Source organism: Corallococcus macrosporus, assembly GCF_017302985.1.
GTDB classification, from domain to species: Bacteria; Myxococcota; Myxococcia; order Myxococcales; family Myxococcaceae; genus Corallococcus; species Corallococcus macrosporus_A.
In genome coordinates this window covers 1719194-1737540 of record NZ_JAFIMU010000007.1, presented here as the reverse complement: position 1 = coordinate 1737540, position 18347 = coordinate 1719194, and the positions used below count along the sequence as shown (strand labels likewise).

At 72.4% G+C, this 18347-nt stretch carries 11 protein-coding genes and 1 pseudogene; 10 read left to right on the top strand and 2 right to left on the bottom strand.

Translation table 11 applies throughout. From position 1 onward, the window contains the following. The first annotated feature begins 131 nt into the window (after positions 1 to 131). The 3 genes and pseudogenes from JYK02_RS19395 to JYK02_RS19385 all read left to right on the top strand — a co-directional run. Positions 132 to 2150 (top strand): hypothetical protein, encoded by a 2019-nt coding sequence (locus JYK02_RS19395; protein WP_207053023.1) that lies wholly within the window; start codon positions 132 to 134, stop codon positions 2148 to 2150. Between the two features lie 42 nt (positions 2151 to 2192). Continuing rightward, the gene (locus tag JYK02_RS19390) at positions 2193 to 3905 is read left to right on the top strand and encodes a lamin tail domain-containing protein (RefSeq protein ID WP_347402527.1); all 1713 of its coding nucleotides are present in this window, start codon (positions 2193 to 2195) and stop codon (positions 3903 to 3905) included. Then, a pseudogene (locus JYK02_RS19385) lies at positions 3902 to 4342 on the top strand (thermonuclease family protein); the annotation flags it as partial. The gene JYK02_RS19390 and the pseudogene JYK02_RS19385, both read left to right, overlap by 4 nt. A 63-nt stretch (positions 4343 to 4405) precedes the next feature. Here the strand turns inward: JYK02_RS19385 and JYK02_RS19380 are convergent. After that, on the bottom strand, positions 4406 to 5113 hold the full coding sequence (locus JYK02_RS19380) for a hypothetical protein (RefSeq protein WP_207055368.1): 708 nt from the start codon (positions 5111 to 5113) through the stop codon (positions 4406 to 4408). Between the two features lie 366 nt (positions 5114 to 5479). Here JYK02_RS19380 and JYK02_RS19375 point away from each other — a divergent pair, with 366 nt between their 5' ends. Then, entirely contained in the window at positions 5480 to 7774 is a 2295-nt protein-coding gene (locus tag JYK02_RS19375; RefSeq protein ID WP_242589069.1) for a PAS domain-containing sensor histidine kinase, read from the top strand. A gap of 98 nt (positions 7775 to 7872) precedes the next feature. Then, positions 7873 to 8688, top strand: coding sequence for a hypothetical protein (locus JYK02_RS19370; protein WP_207053022.1), 816 nt, complete (start codon positions 7873 to 7875; stop codon positions 8686 to 8688). A 5-nt stretch (positions 8689 to 8693) separates the two neighbouring features. Here JYK02_RS19370 and JYK02_RS19365 read toward each other — a convergent pair whose 3' ends face one another. Beyond that, on the bottom strand, positions 8694 to 9617 hold the full coding sequence (locus tag JYK02_RS19365) for a TerC/Alx family metal homeostasis membrane protein (RefSeq protein ID WP_207053021.1): 924 nt from the start codon (positions 9615 to 9617) through the stop codon (positions 8694 to 8696). Between the two features lie 210 nt (positions 9618 to 9827). Between JYK02_RS19365 and JYK02_RS19360 the strand changes: the two genes are divergently transcribed. The 5 genes from JYK02_RS19360 (at position 9828) to JYK02_RS19340 (ending at position 18346) form a co-directional block, all read left to right on the top strand. Beyond that, on the top strand, positions 9828 to 10238 hold the full coding sequence (locus JYK02_RS19360) for a low molecular weight phosphatase family protein (RefSeq protein WP_207053020.1): 411 nt from the start codon (positions 9828 to 9830) through the stop codon (positions 10236 to 10238). 249 nt (positions 10239 to 10487) lie between these two features. Continuing rightward, on the top strand, positions 10488 to 11393 hold the full coding sequence (locus tag JYK02_RS19355; protein WP_207055209.1) for a DUF2135 domain-containing protein: 906 nt from the start codon (positions 10488 to 10490) through the stop codon (positions 11391 to 11393). A gap of 22 nt (positions 11394 to 11415) precedes the next feature. Then, entirely contained in the window at positions 11416 to 12057 is a 642-nt protein-coding gene (locus JYK02_RS19350; protein WP_207055207.1) for a DUF1175 family protein, read from the top strand. Further along, positions 12054 to 13634, top strand: coding sequence for a hypothetical protein (locus JYK02_RS19345; protein WP_207053019.1), 1581 nt, complete (start codon positions 12054 to 12056; stop codon positions 13632 to 13634). Before JYK02_RS19350 ends, JYK02_RS19345 begins: the two co-directional genes overlap by 4 nt. Beyond that, positions 13631 to 18346: an MG2 domain-containing protein gene (locus tag JYK02_RS19340; RefSeq protein ID WP_207053018.1), complete on the top strand. Its 4716-nt coding sequence runs from the start codon at positions 13631 to 13633 to the stop codon at positions 18344 to 18346. Before JYK02_RS19345 ends, JYK02_RS19340 begins: the two co-directional genes overlap by 4 nt. Position 18347: the final 1 nt, after the last annotated feature.

Sequence of the window (18347 nt, the reverse complement as noted above, 5' to 3'; positions counted from 1 at the left end):
GCCCGACGCCCACGTGGATGGGATTGGCCCGCCGTCCCTTGCCTGGACGCAGGGTCCGGGGAAGGGACAGACGCTTCGTCAGGACTGCTCTGTAGGGAAGGGTGGTCCCGCTCGTGCAGAGGGCCCGCCGCGTGCGCTCCGTCCTTGCTGCCGTGTGGCTGTTGCTCCTGGTGCTGCCCATCGCGTCGCTCGCGGCCTCCTACGAGGTGGAACCCGAGGACAGTGGTGAGCAGGCGCTGTTCGCGCTGAGGGAGGACGGCGCCATCAAGGCTGAGACGCTGGCGGCGCTCCTGGTGCTGCGGCGCTCGGGCGTGGATCCGGCGCATGCGTCGCGTGCGGGGCTCTATGCGTTGCCGGGACTGACGTACGCGCGCGTGGATGGGCTCGAGGCTTCCGGGGGACTGACGCCGGAGGAGCGGCGCAGGCTGTCGCCCTTCCTGGTGACGTCGACGCCGGAGCGGGTGTCGGGGGATGCGCGGCTGCTGACGGCGTTCGCCGCGTCGGATCCGGTGCTCCCTCCGCTGGCGCTCCAGGTTCGCGTGGCGGGGCCAGAGGGCTGGCGCGTGGGGCTGCTCACGTCGCTGACCCGGAGGCGGTTGGGCGCGGTGCACCGGGATGCGAGCCGGCGGACGCTGGTGGCGGAGGCGCCCGGTGTGTCGGTGGCCGTACCCAAGTTCCACGGTCAGTGGTCGGGCGAGCGGGCTTCCGTGCTGGTGGGCTCGTACCGGCTGGGGTTCGGTCAGCGGCTGACGCTGGACACCACCGGGCTGCCCACGCCGGATGGCTTCCTGCCCGACGACACCGTGCGTGCACCGGGTGGCGTGGAGCGCTGGTGCTTCCTGGGAGAGGGGGCCTGCGCGCCCGAGGAGCGCGCCGCGGACGTGACGCCGGACTTCCAGTGGGACGAAGGCTTCCGGGGCGTGGTGGGCACGGTGCGGAGCTCCCCGGCGGTGTCGGTGACAGGCTTTGGTTCGTATCAATCCCGTTCACTGCTCTCGCATGCGCTGAGGGAGCAGGGCCCCTGTGAAGGTGCTGCCTGCAAGGCGCCAGCGGTGTGGCTCGCGGGCAGGGACGCACGCGTGGTGTCGCGCTCGCTGCCCGGCGTGTTCCATGAGTGGGCGGGCGGGGGCCATGCGGCGATCGCATGGACCTCGCGAGCCCAGGCCGGAATGACGGCGTGGGGCGCGCGGCCGGTGTGGAGCGTGGAGGGAGCGGCGCTCGATTTCCGCTCCACGGCGGGCTACCCGGCGGGCGGTGCTTTCGGCGCGGTGGGCCTTGATGGCGCGTGGGGCACGGGGCCCGTGGACCTCTTCGTGGAGGTGGCGCGCACGTTCGATGCGGCGCCGGACGGAGGCGGCGGGTTCGGCGTGCTCCAGCGCACGGTGGTGGCGGGCACGTCGAAGGAGCTGGAGCTGTCGCTGCGTGCCTACGGTCGCGGCTTCGCCAATCCCTACACGGGCGCGATGTCCGGGCCGGACGAGCTGGAGGGCTCACGAGCCCGAAACGAGGTGGGCGCACGCGCCCGCTACCTGCACCGGTGGGAGGACGCGCTGCGGCTGCGCGGGGAGGTGGATGCGTGGACGCTGCCTTCCGACGGTGCGGCGGTGGGCAGTGCCGGCACGGTGAACCTGCGGGCCTCGGCCCGGGTGGACTGGCGGGCCCATGCCCTGTTCCAGCCGTCGCTGTGGGGCGAGTACCGGGACAAGGACGTCGGCGTGGCGGGGGACTGCTTCGACGGTTCGGGGGAGGAGCCCTGCTCGGGTTCGCTCCTGCGGGTGACGGCCCGCGTGAAGACGGAGCTTCACGAGGCCGTGTCCGTGGCCGCGCAGTACGCGCATGCACGTGTGGATGATCCGGTGAACCGCGGCGTGCGGCAGGACGCGCAGGCGGTGGTGGAGACCCAGGTGCGGCCTTGCGAGGCCGTCCGGCTGCGCGGCCGCGCCGTGTGGAAGGACGAGGACCTGTCGACGCGCAACCGGCTGGAGCAGTCCTTCCGGGCCACGCTCGATGCGAGCTGGACGGCGGCCGACGCGGTGACGACGCGGGCCCGGTACGCGTGGGTCGTCGACTTGAAGGACGCGCGAGGTGCCCGGACGCCGCCGGATGCGCCCCGGCACCTGTTCGCGCTGGAAGTGGAGACGCGGTTCTGAAGGGAGCGGAGTGTGGCGGCTTGGGCAGTGCGGGGATGGGGCGTGAGGCTGGGATTGGGTTGTCTGGTGGGATGGATGGGCGCGTGCGGACTGTCGGCGTGGGAGGAGGAGCCGCAAGCCTGTGCAGCGCTGCTGCCGGGGGACGTGGTCATCACCGAGTACCTCAACGACCCCACGGGAGCGGACACGGGCAGGGAGTACGTGGAGCTGCACAACCCCACGCGAGGGACCGTGGACCTGTTGGGCGTGACGCTCTTCACCGCGCGCGACGAGGCGGCACAGGAGCGGGTCTACACGTTCACCACGGGCCTGCCAGTGGATGCGGGGGCCTTCGTCGTGCTGGGCGACGTGCGCGAGGGGGCACTGCCCGAGCACGTGGACCAGACCTATGGGGATGCGCTCGGTGCGCTGGGGAACAGCGCGGGGTTGCTGGGCCTTCGGTGCGGGACGCGCGTGCTCGACACAGTGGTGCTCGGCGCACCGGCGAAGTCGGGCGTGGCGCGGACCTATGACGGCCGGCTCGTTCCCGATGCGGAGGGTAATGACGACCCGTCACGCTGGTGTGATGCGCCGGATGCAACCCGGGGCAGTCCGGGGAGCGCGAACGCCCCGTGTCCCGCGCTGGCGGATGGCGGGGTGCCTTCCGGCGTCACGACGTGCCTGCCGCCGGGCGCTGTCTCTCCCCGGGAGGTCCAACCCCCGCGTCCCGGCGAGCTGATCATCACCGAGGTGATGGCCAACCCACGAGGCGACGACACGGTGGGCGAGTGGCTGGAGGTCCGTGCCACCGCGCCCGTGGACCTCAATGGGCTGACGGTGGGGACGGACACCCAGGGCACACGGCTGGAGTCGGAGCGCTGTCTGTCCCTGGCTGCTGGAGAGTCCGCGCTGCTCGCGCGCAGGAAGGAGCCGGAGGTGAACGGAGGCCTGCCGGAGCCCCTGGCCACGTTCTCCGTGGACCTGCGCAACGCGGGCGGAGGGGTCGCCGTGCGCGCGGGAGGCGTGCTCATCGACAGCGCGCTGTATGGCCCGGCCCAGGATGGCGTGGCCATCCAGGTGTCCGCGCCGCTCACCGCCGATGCGAAGGGCAACGACGTCGCGGCGTCCTGGTGCGCGGCCACGGAACCCTACGGTGACAAGGGCAACCTGGGCACACCGGGGCGCGGCAACCGCACCTGCACCGGGACGGACGCGGGCGCGGCGCAGGCGGGTTGCATTGACCGGACGACGGGACAGCCCCGTGCGCTTCGCGCTCCCTCCGTGGGCTCGCTGGTGATCACCGAGTTCATGGCGGATCCCGTCGCCGTCCCGGATGCGCTGGGGGAATGGGTGGAGGTGCTCGCGCTGCGCGAGGTGGACCTCAACGGGGTGACGCTCGCCAACGAGGCGGGCAGCGCCGTCCTGGAGTCTCCCCTCTGTCTTTCGCTGAAGGCCGGAGGCTTCGCGGTCCTCGCGCGCGGCGAGGACGCTTCGCTCAACGGCGGGTTGCCCGCCGTGCTCGGCACGTTCGGGTTCGGCCTGGGCAACGGCGCGGGAGCCCATGTGCTCAAGCTGTCAGCGCAGGGAGCCGTCCTGGACGCGGTGGCCTTCACGAACGCCGCCAGCCCCGGTGTGTCGTCGCAGTTGGATGCACGTGTACGGGACGCCACACGCAACGACGCGGCCGGGGCCTTCTGCCTCACTCCCGCCGGTGTGACCTATGGCGTGGGCGACCTGGGCACCCCGGGCCGGGAGAACCGGACGTGCGCGCCATGAGGACGTGGGGACTGGGATGGCTGCTGTGGCTCACCGTCCTGTCCGCCTGTGGCGGCGGGGAAGGGGAGTGCGGACCGGCCACGGGTGTGGTGACGAAGGTCATCGACGGGGACACCGTGGTGCTCCAGGACGGCGAGCGGATCCGCTACCTGCTCGCCGACACCCCGGAGACGACCCGGGGCCACGACGACTGCTTCGGGGAAGAGGCCGCGGCGTTCAACCGCTCGCTCGTGGAGGGCCGCACGGTGCGGCTGCGGGACGCGGAGGCGTGCACGGACCGCTTCGGACGGCGGCTCGCCTACGTGTCCGTGGACGGCCAGGACGTGAACGCGCTGCTCGTGCAGCGGGGCTACGCGTGCACGCTCTTCATCCCGCCGGCCGGTGCCTCCCGGCGCGGCGAGTTCGAGGCCCTGGAGCAGGAGGCCCGGCGCTCCCGCAGGGGCCTGTGGGGCCGCTGCCCGGCGCCATGCCCCCGGGGCCAGCGCCCGCCAGCGTCCACGCTACGGCAGCGTGTCCATCACCGCCTGGGCCAGCTCCGAGTCCAGCGGCCAGGCCGGCGGACGGCGCGACGTGGTGAGGTCCAGCGTGCCGTTCGCGAGCTTCACCCCGAAGGACTCACCCACGGACAGCCGCACCTTGCGCACCTTGTCCCGGAGCACGTCACCCACGTCGGGCGTCGAGGCCAGCCTGCTCAGCACCTCGCCGGTGCGCTCGACGAGCCACGCCAGGGGCTGGATGTTGGCGTCCGGCTCCAGCTCCGTGGCCGTGCCGAACTCCGCCGTCACCTTCGTGCCCCAGGCGCTGGACAGCGTGTCGGCCATCGCGGGCAGGTGCCGGCGCAGGTGCATGGGCGAGGACTCGGGCATCGACTTCGCGGGCGCGTCCAGCACCGTGGCGTCGTGCAGCGTGAGCGCCTCGATGACCCCGTCCGGCACGAACGTCACGTCCAGGCCTTCCCCGTGCGAGCCGTAGCCGCCGGTGGTGATGAGCAGCACGCCCCGGCCCTGGCGGAACTCGCCGTACTCGCGGACGAGCCCGATGACCTCGCGGCCGCTGCGCAGGAACAGCGTCACCTGCGGCAGGTTCAACGGCAGGCCCTCGTTGTAGCGCCGCATGAGGATGCTCAGGGCTTCCAGCACCTCCCAGGGGCTGCGCACGGGGCCCCGGGCCAGCGACTCCAGCGGATCCACCAGCTTGGGCGTCATCATGACCGGCCCTCCCCGGCCAGGGCCTGCCCCTGGAGGACCGTCCCCGGGGGCAACCGCCCCGTCGACGGCGCGTCCGCGCCCTGCCCTCCGATGCTGCGTTCCGCGAATGCCATGGCCTGCTGCCTCCCGTGTGCCTGGGCGCCAGTCTCCCCCAGGTCCCGGGTGGGACCCAGCGGTTCGCAATGGCCCGCCATGGCCGCCTGCCACCCCCCGGGGTCCCATCCCAGAGGTGGGCAACCCACCCCACCCCCTCCCGCACGCCCCATCCATCCCACGGCGCGCCGTGCCCATCTTCTCTCCACTCCGGCCATGTCCAGGGAGCAGGGGAACGGTGACCTTCACTCTTCCGACAGCAGGCGGCCTGCCTTGTCCGACCCGTGTCTCCGGGGCGCGGGCATGAACCCCGTCACGTCCACGACGAACTCGCTCGCGGACCTCGTGGAGGGGCGGCGCGAGGACATCCTCCGGCGCTGGGGCGCGCGGCTGGAGCCGGCCCCGCCGGGCATGTCCGTGGAGTTCCAGGACCGGCTGGAGGGGATGCTCAAGCTGGTGGACGCGCTCGTGCTCGTCCTCCGCCAGGGGCCCGTGGAGACGTGGGCCCAGGGGGAGGTCTGGGCGCATGCCCGGGAGATTGGGCTGCGGCGCTTCCAGTCCGGTGCCCGCGTGGAGACGCTGGTGCAGGAGTACAGCTTCCTGCGCGAGGCCATCCTGGAGGTGCTGGATGCGTCCCACCCGCCGCTCGGCACGGACGAGCTGCGCACCCTCTGGCGCGCGCTGGACCGCAGCCTGACGGAGGCGGTGGCGCACTACGTCCACGAACACGAGCAGGCGCTGCGCGGCCGGGAGCTGCGGCTGCAGGAGATCCTCGACCACGCCCCGGCCGCCATCTACGCGAAGGACGCGCTCGGGCGGTACCTCTTCATCAACCGCCCCTTCGAGTCCATCTCCGGCCACGAGCGCGCGGCGGTGCTGGGGCGCTCGGACCTGGAGCTGTTCCCCCAGGAGACGGCGGAGCGCTTCCGGCACAACGACCGCCGCGTGCTGGCGGCGAAGGCGCCGCTGGTGTTCGACGAGGAGGTGCTCCAGCCCGACGGGCCGCACCTCTACCACACGATGAAGTTCCCCCTGCCCAGCGTCGCGGAAGGGGAGCCGTGGGCGCTCTGCGGCGTGTCCACGGACATCACCACCACGCGCACGCTGCGCCAGGAGCGCGACGAGGCCCGCGAGCAGCTCCAGCGCGTGCTCACCCAACTGCCCGTCGTGCTGTGGGCCTTCGACACGCAGGGCGTGTTCACCCTCTTCGAGGGCGAGGGCGTGACGTCCACGGCCGTGCCCGCCCAGGTTATGCGCGGGCGCTCCGTCTTCGAGGTCTTCCGGGACCGGCGCGACGTGCTGGAGGTCATCCTGCGCGCGCTGGCCGGGGAGCGGCTGTCCACGGAGCTGTACCTCATGGGCGTGTGGTTCGAGGTCCGCCTGCTGCCGGTGTTCGACCCCGGCGGGCGCGTGGTCAGCGTGTCGGGCGTGTCGCTGGACATCACCGAGCGGCGCCGGGCGGAGCAGGAGCTGCGCGCGTCGGAGACCCGCTACCGGCTGGCCACCCAGGCCACCCGCGACATCATCTGGGACTGGGACCTGGTGACGGATGAAGTCCACTGGAGCGACATGGCGCCGCGCATCCTCCGGCTGGACCCGACCCGGGGGCCGCCCGTCATGGACGTGGCCTGGTGGACGGACAGCCTGCACCCCGACGAGCGCGAACGGGTGGTGCGGGGGCTCCAGCAGGCGCTCGACAGCCCGGAGGGCCACTGGATGGCCGAGTACCGGCTCCGGCGGGGCGACGGGACCTGGGCCTTCGTCGAGGACCGCGGCCGCGTGGTGAAGGACCTCCAGGGCCGCCCGGTGCGCATGGTGGGCGCCATGCAGGACGTCACCGGCCGGCACGAGGCGGAGGCGGAGGCGAAGCGCCGCGCGGAGTTCGAGCAGCTGCTCATCGGCATCGTGGGCCACGACCTGCGCAACCCCATCTCCGCCATCACCATGGCGGCCACCACACTGGCGAAGCGCGAGGACGCCGACCCGCGCGACCAGAAGGCCGTGGCCCGCATCCTCTCCAGCGCCGAGCGCGCGCACCGCATGCTGCGCGACGTGCTGGACTTCACCCAGGCGCGGCTGGGCGGCGGCATCCCCATGGCCCCGCGCGACGTGGACCTGCTGGAGCTGGTGCGCCAGGTGATGGACGAGGTGCAGCAGGCCCACCCGGACCGGCGCCTGGAGGTGGACGGACGGGGGGATGCCCGGCTGTGGTGCGACCCGGACCGGCTGGCGCAGGTCATCACCAACCTGGTGAACAACGCGCTCGCCTACGGCGACGCCTTCTGCCCGGTGCGCGTGCGGCTGCGCGGCACGCCGGGGTCGGTGACGCTCGCGGTGAAGAACCAGGGGCACCCCATTCCGCAGGACCTGCTGCCGCACCTCTTCGAGCCCCTCAAGCGCGCGGAGGCCCGCGAGGGCGGACGCCCCGCGCACGGGCTGGGGCTGGGGCTCTTCATCGTGAAGCACATCGTGGACGCGCACGGCGGCCGGCTGCGCGTGCGCTCCACGCTCCAGGACGGCACCACCTTCCTCGTCCAGCTGCCGCGCCGGCCGCCGCCCCGGGACTGAGGCGGCGCTCCCGGGGCGCGCTTGCCCTGGAGGGACGGCCCGGGTAGCAAAGGGGCTTCGACGGCGGGCCCTGCCCTCCGCGGAAGGAGAGCGGCGCCATGAACAAGAAGTGGATCCTCGGGGTGGGGCTGGGTGTCGGCGGGCTGCTCCTGGTGGGCGGAGGGCTGGTCGCGACAGGGTACTGGGCGGACGGCGCGATGGGCGGCGGCGGCATGGAGGCCCTGGCGCAGACCCAGGCCCGGGCCCAGCGGACCGCGGACCTCAACGCCCGCTATCCCTTCCAGCCGCCCCCCGCGGGCAAGGTGCTGAAGCTGGAGGAGGCGCGGCTGGAGACCTACCTCGCGGTGCGCGAAGCGACCCTGCCCGCCTACCAGGCGATGGAGAAGGAGTCGCTCGAGTACATGCGGACGCACGGCCAGGAGATCAACCGCGGCGGCCGGCGCGCGATGCTCCAGGCCGCGGGCGCCTCCATGCGCATCATGGGCAAGGCCCAGACCGTGCTCCTGCAGAACCTGGAGGCCCAGCGCATGTCGCCCCAGGAGTTCCGCCGCCTCACCGCCGTGGTCTATCCGGCGCCCGGGGCCGCGCCGGACGCGGGCGTGGCGGCGGTGTCCCAGGCGTCGGACCCGACGAACCTCGCGCAGCTGGAGGCGCAGCTCGCCGCGCTGGGGCCGCAGCTGGAGGACCCGAAGCTCTCCGAGGCCGAGCGGCTGCAACTGGAGCAGCGCCGCGCCGGGCTGCGCAAGTACATCACCCAGCTGGAGCTCTCCTCGGGCAAGGACGTGAAGGACGCCAACGCCGCGCTCCTGAAGAAGCACGCGGAGCGCATCGCGAAGGCGGCGAACCCCACCTTCGACGAGCTGTTGACGAAGCCGCTGGAGGCCCCCGGCACCGCGGGCCTGCCCACGCCCTGAAGCCGTCAGGCCTCCACCTGACGCCCGGAGCGCCGGTGCACGAGGCTGGCTGCCACCGCGCCGCCAATCACCGCGAGGATGACGGCCACCGACAAGAGCGGCGGGATGTGCACCCACTGCTCCAGCACCATCTTCACGCCCGCGAACGCCAGCACCCCCGCCAGGCCGTAGTGCAGGTACTTCAACTGCCCCACGGCCCCGGCGATGACGAGGTAGAGCGCGCGCAGCCCCAGGATGGCGAAGGCGTTGGAGCTGTAGAGGATGAACGTGTCCGTGGTGACGGAAAACGCCGCCGGCACCGAGTCCACCGCGAACAGGATGTCCGTCACCTCCAGGCCCACCAGCGCCAGCAGGAGCGGCGTGGCCAGCCTGCGGCCCTGGTGCTTCACCAGGAAGTGCGGCCCCTCCACCTGGTCCGTCACCGGCAGCTTCTTCGACAGCCAGCTGACGACGCGGTTGTCCTCCTGCTTCGACGGGTCCTCGCGCAAGACGCGCCACGCGGTCACGAGCAGGATGGCGCCGAAGACGTACGACACCCAGCCCCAGCGCTCCAGCGCCGCCGCGCCCACGAAGATGAACAGGGCGCGGAACACCAGCGCGCCGAAGATGCCCAGGAAGAGCACCTCGTGCTGGTAGCGCTGGGGCACGTTCAGGCTGCGGAAGATGACGAGGAAGACGAAGACGTTGTCCAGGCTGAGGCTCTTCTCGATGAGCCAGGCCGCCAGGTACTCGTGGCCCCGCTGGCTGCCCAGCGTCACCCACACGAAGCCGCAGAAGCCCAGCCCCAGCCCCACCCAGGCCAGGCTCCAGAGGATTGCCGCGCGGCGCGACTGCCCCCGCCCGCCCCGGTGCGCGAGCAGGTCCACCACCAGCAGCGCCAGCAGCAGCGCCCAGAAGACGATCCAGGCCCAGGAAGGGGTGCTTTGCATGACCCCTCCAAGCTAGGCACGCCCCCGGCATCCGCTCGCACAAAGCCTTCGCGCGGAGTCAAATCCTACCCATATCCCGGTGCGTGACGCCCCGGGCCGGGCGGAATGGGGATGGGGCCGGGCGAGCGTTGTCCTCTTCCGCGCTCAGGATGTGATACTTCCGGGGAAGCCCAGGAACCTCATGATTCTCAACACTCCAAAGGCGGTGCGATGAACACGGTCATCTTCGCTTGTACGCAGAACGCGGGTCGCTCGCAGATCGCAGCGGCCTTCTTCAACCTGCTGGCGGACCCGGCGAAGGCGCGCGCGATCTCCGCGGGGACGCAGCCGGCCGAGCGTCTGCATCCCGAAGTGCTCGCGACCATGAAGGAGATGGGCGTGGACCTGGGAGACGCGAAGCCGCAGCGGCTGACGCCGGAGCTGGTGAAGAGCGCGCAGATTGTGGTGACGCTGGGCGGACTGCCGGACGTGCCGGTGGTGGCGGACCAGAAGCGCGAGGACTGGCCCATGATCGAGGACACGGCGGGCAAGTCCGCGGCGGAGGTGGAGAAGATCCGCGACATGACCGCCGCCATCGTGTCGGACTTCGTGAACCGCAACGGCTGGGAACGCCCGCAGTAGGCAGGGTGTGGGAGGCAGCACCCTTCTGACGCGTGACCGTGGGTGTCCGGGCCCGAGGGTGGACGGACGGACACGCGAGGAAGGTGTGGAACCCGCGCGCCTTCGTGGCGTCGCGGTGGGGGGGGCCTCCCGGGCCGGGGTGCTGGCCGGGGGTGGGTGGCTTGAAAACGGGCAGGAGCTTGCCGCACGCTGTGTCCTTTCGCGGACACGCGGTTCGCGCAACCCACGTCCAGGTCCCCAGGCTCCATGATGCTCTCCGTCCTTCTCGCCGGGCTGCTGTCGCAGACGGCGCCGTCGGTGTCCGCTCGCCAGCAGGGTGTGCCCATGGGCCGGGGGGACAAGGTGCCCACGGTGGTGTTGAGCGCGCCGTCCGGCGGTTGGACGGTGGACCGGATGATGCTGATTGAAGGCACGGTGAGCGACGCGACGGTGGATCCGGTGGTCGTGTCCATCAACGGCGACCGCTACCTGATGCGCACCCAGGGGGGCCGCTTCAGCCGCAAGTTCCCCGCGGCCAGCGGCAAGAACGTCGTCACGGTGACGGCGACGAACAAGGGCGGCACGGGGCGCACGCAGGCGACGAGCTACGCGCAGGTGCCCCCGGTGCCGCTCAAGGCCATCCTCACGAGCGACACGGACGGCGTCTACACGGACCTGCACATCTACGAGCCCACGGACGGGAGCAGCTCGGACGACACGCTGTCCGTGAGCGCGATGGCGCACGTGTACTGGGCGAACACGGCGAGCCCGTCCGGCGGCACGTTCTTCCTCAACGAGCAGGGCGGCGACTTCGACCAGCCGGCGTACGGCCCGTACCTCTACATCCACCGCGCGCCGCCGAAGGGCGTGTACCTGGTGGCGACGAACTACTGGCCCAGCGGGGACAAGGCGCACACGGTGGCCACGCTCAACCTGGCGCTCTTCGAGGGCACGCCGGGAGAGCTCCGCCGCCGCGTGCGCATCCCGCTGGCGACGCCCGGCACGACGCGCGTGCTCGCGTGGGTGAACATCCTGGGCGACGGGCAGGCGGAGGTGTACGTGCCGTCCGCGGATCCGAAGCCGAAGGGGAAGGGCTGGCCCACGAACCTGGAGGAGGCGCTGAAGGAACTCCAGCAGAGTGGGGACAGCGGCGGCGGCGACGAAGGCGGCTACTGAAGCGCCCGGCACGGCCGAAGCCATGCGCGTCCTGATGCTCACGCTGTTGCTGCACGCGGGCCCGCCTCCGTCCGGGACGGCCCCCGTGTCCGCCAATCGTGAGGGCGCGGTCATCGCGGCGGAGCCGGTCGCTCCGGAGACTCGCGCGCGGCTCTTGCGCCGCGAGGTCGCGCAGGTGGCGCTCGCGCAGCTCAAGGCCCCGGACGCGGCGTGGCAGCCGGCGCAGCGAGACTGCGCGGGCCTCATCCGCTACGCGTACCGCACGGCGTACCGGCGCGTGGCCTCGGAGCGCCTGGCCTCGCCATTGTGGCGGGACACGCGCGGCAACCCTTCCGACTTCGCGGACGCGGAGACGCTGCTCACCCGCAGCTTCGTTCCGCTGGGCCGGGGCGCGGACGTGCTCGCCGCGCTGCGCACCGGGGACGTGCTGGCCTTCCGCCAGGAGCACGACGCGGGGCCCGTCTTCCACCTGATGCTCGTGGTGCGCCCGGAGGACCGGGCCCATGCGCCCGCGCGCGTCGTCTACCACCCCGGTGAGGCCGGCGCCCCCGTGCGCACCGGCATCCTGGACTCGCTCGCCACCGATGCGCCGCTGGAGTGGCGCCCCGTGCCGGGCAACACCGCCTTCCTCGGCTTCTTCCGCTTCAAGGAGTGGATGTCATGACGTCTCCCGTGAGCCCGCCGCCGCCCCCCGCTGGAGGCGGTGGCAAGGGCCCTTCCTCCGCCGTGCGCATCGCGCTCATCGGCGCCCTCGTCGTGGGCGTCGGCGTGGGGGCCTTCGTCATCGGCCGCAAGAGCGGCGGGGGCGGCGGCTCCGGCCCCGCCTTCTCCTCGGGTGAACCCAAGGGCCCGCCGACCGCGGGCGCCACCGTGGAGGGCATGCCGGACGTGCCCTCCGAGCCCTCGAAGATGGAGGTGCCCGGCGCGGCCGCCACCGCCGCCATCTGGGTGGACGTGCACTCGCCCGCGAAGGTGCGCGACGCGCTGGCGCGCAACGCGTGGCTGAAGTCGCAGTGGGACAAGCCGCTGGGCCAGGGCTTCGTGAGCGGCTGGGCCGCGTTCCTGGGCTCCACCGGCAACGACCTGAAGGCGTCCTTCAAGGGCGCGGTGCTGGACGTCGTCGCGGGGCAGTTGCTCGACGCGCCGTTCCGCACCGTGTGGTTCAGCGGTGACGCGCGCGTGGGCACGCCCGCGCTCCTGGTCCCCAAGGCGAACAAGACGTCGCTGGCCGCGTGGGACGCGCTGGACGCGGTGGCGAAGCGCGGCGGGATGCTCGCGGACACCTGCCCGTCCGGGATGGACGGGACGGTGCCCAAGGACGGCTTCCACCTGTCGCGCTGGCTCGTCGCCGAGCAGACGCTGTGGGCCGCGCGCACGGAGGACCGGCTGGTGCTGGCGCGCCACCCGGTGGTGGTGCTCCAGGCGCTGTGCACGGCGCTGCCGGAGCTGGAGGCCGAGGACGGCGTGGACGTGGAGGTGGGCTTCGACCCGAACGCCTACGGCCGCGAGGTGCAGCTCTTCACCCACGTGCTGGGCCTGGGCGAGGACACGCGGCTCCAGTTGCGCGTGGACGGCGACCGGCTGGTGGCGAAGGGCATCGCCGGGAAGCTGCGCCCGGACGGACACGCCAACGATGGCAAGCCCCTCTCCGACGACCTGCTCAAGCTGGTCCCGGAGGACACGCCGGTGCTGTTCGCGTTCCAGCTCACGCTGCCGGAGTCGCTGGAGCCCGCGCAGCTCAACGCCTTCTGGAAGAACGAGGGCCAGCCCCGGGTGCGCACGCGCCAGGTGGCCCTGGTGTGGACGCCGCGCGGCAGCACGTCGCTGGAGCCGGAGCTGGCGCTGTTGTGGGGGGATGAGAAGGACGCGGAGGGCCTGGCCGCGCTGTTCTCCGGCGGCGCCCGGACGCTGACGCGCGCCACGCTGTGCAAGCACGTGGTGCTGGCCACGAGCGCGCAGGAGGTCGAGCGGCTCCAGAAGGCCTGCGAGGGCCGCGCCCCCAACATGCTCAACGCCGCGGGGCCGGTGGTCGCGGGGCTGCGCGCGCCCTCCTCGGTGGTGCTGGGCGTCAACATGGGGCGGCTGCTCGGCGGACTCGCGATGGACGGCTACGCGCCGCGCGCCACGGTGGTTCCCCCGGAAATCGAAGCGGCCCGCCGCGACCTGGAGGCCCTGCCGTACCTGGGCTTCCGGGGCAACGTGCAGGGCTACGTCATGCTGTCGGAAGGGTTCGGGACATGAAGACCTCCCTGCGTTTCGCGGCGCTGGCCGCGCTCCTGCTGTCCGGCGTGGCGCTGGCCAAGCCGCTCTACATCACCGTCCCGCGCTCCTACGGCAGCGGCGAGCCGGTGGCGGTGGACGTCGCCTTCGAGGACAAGGGCCCCGTCGAGCTGCGCGTGCTCAAGCCCGCGAACCTGGACGCGTTCATCCGCGCGCAGGGCGACCTGCGGCGCGCGTACGAGACGCCGCCCACGCTGGCCAACCCGGGCCGCGGCCTGAGCCGGGGCCTCAACGCGGTGCGCTCGCCGGGCATCGTGCTGATGGAGGCGCTGTCGCCCGCGTTCCGCCAGGAGGTGGGGAAGACGCTGCCGAAGCCGCCGGCGGAGTCTTCTTCCAGCGAGCCGCTGGCGAAGGTGGCCGAAGGGCCGGAGAAGCTGGTGGGCACGCCGCCGGGGTTCTCCGTGGTGCGCAGCCAGTGGCTCAACCTGGACCTGGGCGGCGAGGACCGGGACTTCAACGTGCCGGGCTTCGACACGGGCAACCGCAGCAGCGGCTTCCAGGAGCGCCGCGTGCTGCTCGCGCCGCTGCCCGCGGGCACGTACGTGCTCCAACTGGTGCAGGGCCGGGTGGAGGGGCAGGTGGTGCTCGTCGTCAGCGACGTCACCGTGCAGCTCAAGCAGACCGACGGCCAGGTGCTGGTGCGCGCGGCGGGACGCGACCAGCAGCCGCGCGCGGGCGCGCAGGTGCAGGTGTACCTGCCCACGGGCAAGGGGCCCTCGGGCACGACGGATGAGAAGGGCGAGGTGACGCTCGCGGTGACGGAGCCGCGCATCATCGCGACGGTGACGGCCGGGCAGGACACGGCCATCGTGGACACGGACTTCTACTCCACGCTGGCGGTGGCGCCGGACGTGTTCATCTACAGCGACCGGCCCATCTACAAGCCGGGCAACGAGGTGAAGTTCCGCGGGCTCGTGCGTCAGCCGGACACGTTCCTGGCGCGCCTCTTCACGCCGAAGAAGCGCGACGTGCGCGTGAAGCTGGTGTCGCAGGAGGGCCGCGAGATCATCACGCGCGCGGCGGTGGATGAGTTCGGCGCGTTCAACGGCACGCTCAAGGTGCCGGACGACCTGGGCACGGGCGTGCTGCGCATCGAGGCGGACCTGGACCAGAACCCCTACCAGGGCGAGGCGCGCGTGCAGGACTACGTGAAGCCCACGTTCTACCTGGAGGTGCAACCCGCTTCGGAGACGGTGGTGCCGGGCTCCACGGTGAGCGTGACGGTGCGCGCGCGCCGCTACGCGGGCGGTGTGCCCAAGGGCGCGAAGTACGAGGTGTTCCTCTACCGTTCCTTGCTGGACGCGCCCGCGTGGGTGGACGACTCCGGCCGCGGCGGCCAGGGCAGCGCGGTGACGTACGGCACCACCTCCAGCACCGAGGGCAAGCTGAGCGTACCGGAGCGGCTGTACTCCTCCGTCGCGGAGCGCCAGGCCACGGACGACCCGTGGTCCACCGCCAGCGAGTTCAACGCGGAGGGTGAAGCCCAGGTGGAGGTCGCCGTGCCCGCGCTCAATCCGGGCGACGAGGATCTGCCGTACCGCTACAGCCTTACCGTGCGCGCGCGGGATGATCAGCAGACGTTCGCCACCGGCACCGCCGCCTTCTTCCTGTCGAAGGTGGAGGTGCTGGGCGTGGCGCGCTATTCCGACGCGGTGGTGCAGAAGGGCGCGGAAGCACAGTTGTCCGTGCGCGCCACCACGCTGTCCGGCAAGCCCTACGGCGTCACCACGGGGCAGGTGGACTTCACGCTGGTCCGCGCGGACGGCAGCGAGAAGGAGCTGGGCACGCAGAGCTTCACCACGCAGCAGGACGGCACGTCCCGCCTGAAGGTGCCCACCACGGACGTGGGCCGGGTGGTCGCGAGCGTGACGGTGAAGGACAAGAAGGGCGAGACGTGGGAGGGCGAGGAGTCGCTGCTCGTCATCGGCGGCGCGGACGAGCCCGTGGCGCAGGTGCCCAACCTCACGCTCGCGTCGCTGTCCGGCACGCTGGCGCCGGGGGACAGCGCGAAGCTGGTGGCGCTGATGCCGGATGGCTGGGGCCAGGGCGGCAAGGACGCGGGGCCCGTGTGGGTGACGCTGACGGGCGCGGGCCTGTACGGCACCTCGGTGGTGAAGCTCACGGGCCGCACGCTGGTGCACGCCTTCCCGGTGGAGAAGCGCTTCGGCAGCGCGGTGTACGCGTCCGTGGCGTACCCCACGGCGACGGGCCGCTGGGAGGAGCGCACGGTGGCGTTCCGCGTGGTGCCCAAGGAGCGCACGCTCACGGTGGCGCTGCAGCCGCGCCGCGCGGAGGCGCTGCCGCTGACGGAGCAGGCCATCGACGTGCGCGTCACCGACAGCGACGGCAACGGCGTGTCCGCGCAGCTGTCCGTGGGCGTGGTGGACAAGGCCGTCTACGCCATCCAGTCCGAGTTCCGCCCCGGTGTGCTGGACTTCTTCTATCCGCCCGCGCGCGACAACGTGACGAGCTTCTACTCGGCGGAGTTCCAGGGCTACGGCTACGGCGAGCAGCTGGCGCGCAAGATGGCGGGGCTGCCGGACCATGCGTTCGCGTCCATCAAGCCGCCCACGCGCAACGCGAAGGACCTGGAGAAGGACACGGCGCACTGGGACCCGGCGGTGGTGACGGACCGGGACGGGCGCGCGACGGTGCGCTTCACGCTGCCCTCCAACCAGACGCTGTGGGTGGTGACGGCGGTGGCGGCGGACACGTCCGGCCGCTTCGGTGAGGGCACGGCGGAGTTCGCCACGCGCGGCGGGTTGAACCTCTACGCGGCGCTGCCGCAGTTCCTGCGCGAGGGCGACGAGGCGCTCGCGTCGGTGCGCCTGGCCGCCGGTGAGAAGTCCAAGGGCAGCCAGTTGCTGGACGTCAGCCTGCGGCCGGGCGGCGCGCTCCAGGCGGAAGCGCTCCAGCGCAAGGTGGAACTGGGGCAGGGCGGTGAGCAGGTGGTGCCGGTGACGCTGCGCGCGGCGAAGACGGGCCCGGCGCAGCTCGCGGTGGACGTCGTGGGCGGCAAGGACCCCTTGCGCGACCTGAAGCGCTTCGACGTGGCGCCGGCCGCGGTGGAGGACGCGGTGCAGGTGAGCGCGTGGGGCGGCGGGGCGCTGTCGCTGGAGGCCCCGGAGAAGTCGGCGCTGACGCGCGTGGAGCTGGTGCTCCAGCCGTCCACGGTGGACGCGGCGCTCACCAACGTGCGCGAGCTGCTCACGTATCCGTACGGCTGCCTGGAGCAGCTCGTCTCCACGACGGTGCCCAACGTGGCGGTGTACCAGGTGCTCCAGAAGGCGGGCGCGCTGGACAAGCTGGACCCGGAGTCGCAGGCGCTGCTGGCGGAGGCGCGCAGCCGCTCCGTGCAGGGCACGGCCCGCATCCTGGGGCTCGCGGTGAAGGGCGGCGGCTTCACGTGGTTCGGTGGCTACAGCGAGCCCAGCCTGCCGCTCACGCTCATCGCGCTGGACGGCCTGGCGTACGCGTCCGAGGCGGGGCTGGTGGACCGCGACGACGCGCGCATCCAGGAGAGCGCGAAGTGGCTGGAGGCGCAGGAGGGCCTGCCGCTGGAGTACGACGCCACGCGCGCGTACGTGCTGGCGCGGCTCCAGGGCCCGCGTCAGGCGGCGCGGGTGCGCGCGCTGGTGGAGGCCGCGAAGCCGGGGGACCTGTACCCGCTGGCGCTCGCGGTGCTGGCCGCGGAGAAGGCGGGCGTGATGAAGGAGCCCGGCCTCCAGGAGCGCATCCAGTCGCTGGTGAAGCAGAGCGGCGAGGGCTTCGTGAAGCTCGCGGGGCTCAAGAGCGAGGCGGAGATGCCCGAGGCGTTCTACCGCTTCCCGCTGCGGCGCGTGGGCCTCACCGCCATCACCGCGCACGCGGCATCGTTCGGCTCGCTGGATGTCACGCGCGCGCGCAAGCGCATCCTGGAGATGCTGAGCGAGCCGGGCCTGTCCACGTTCGACCGGAGCACGGCGCTGTTGCACTCGCTCTGGCTGGTGGAGCGTGACGCGAAGGCGTTCAAGGGCATGGCGCCTCCGGAGGTGAAGGGGGCTTCGGCGCCGGTGAAGTTCGCGTCGCGCGGCATGGGCCTGGTGGCCACGCTGCCGGCGGGGACCCGCACGGTGGACGTGGGCGGCTTCGACGGCGTGGCCACGCTGCGCGCCGCCGCGATGACGCCGCTCAAGGACGTGCAGCCGCGCGTGAACGGCATGTCCGTGGAGCGCGCGTACTACGTGCTGCGCGAGGGCGGGAAGGTGAAGCTGGACGCGGGCACGCAGGTGTCCCAGGGCGAGGACGTCTACGTGGAGCTGACGCTGGACGCGCGCGGGGAGAACCGGGCGCGCTCGGCGTACTACGTGGTGGAGGACGCGGTGCCGGCGGGCTTCGTTCCGCTCCTGGAGGACAAGGGCTTCCGCGGGCCGCCGCACTCGCTGCCGCTGGCTCCGGAGGCGCTCAAGCGCCGGCAGCTGGACCCCTCGCACGCGACGTTCTTCTTCGAGGAGCCGGCGTGGTGGAGCAACAGCCCGCGCACGGTGGGCTACGTGATGCGCGCGCAGTTCGCGGGCACGTTCGCGGCGCCGCCCGCGACCATCGAGGACATGTACTCGGCGCGCATCCGGGGCCGCACGGCGTCGGACGTGTTGAAGGTGGTGCCCTCGAAGACGTCCGTGAGCGACCTGTAGC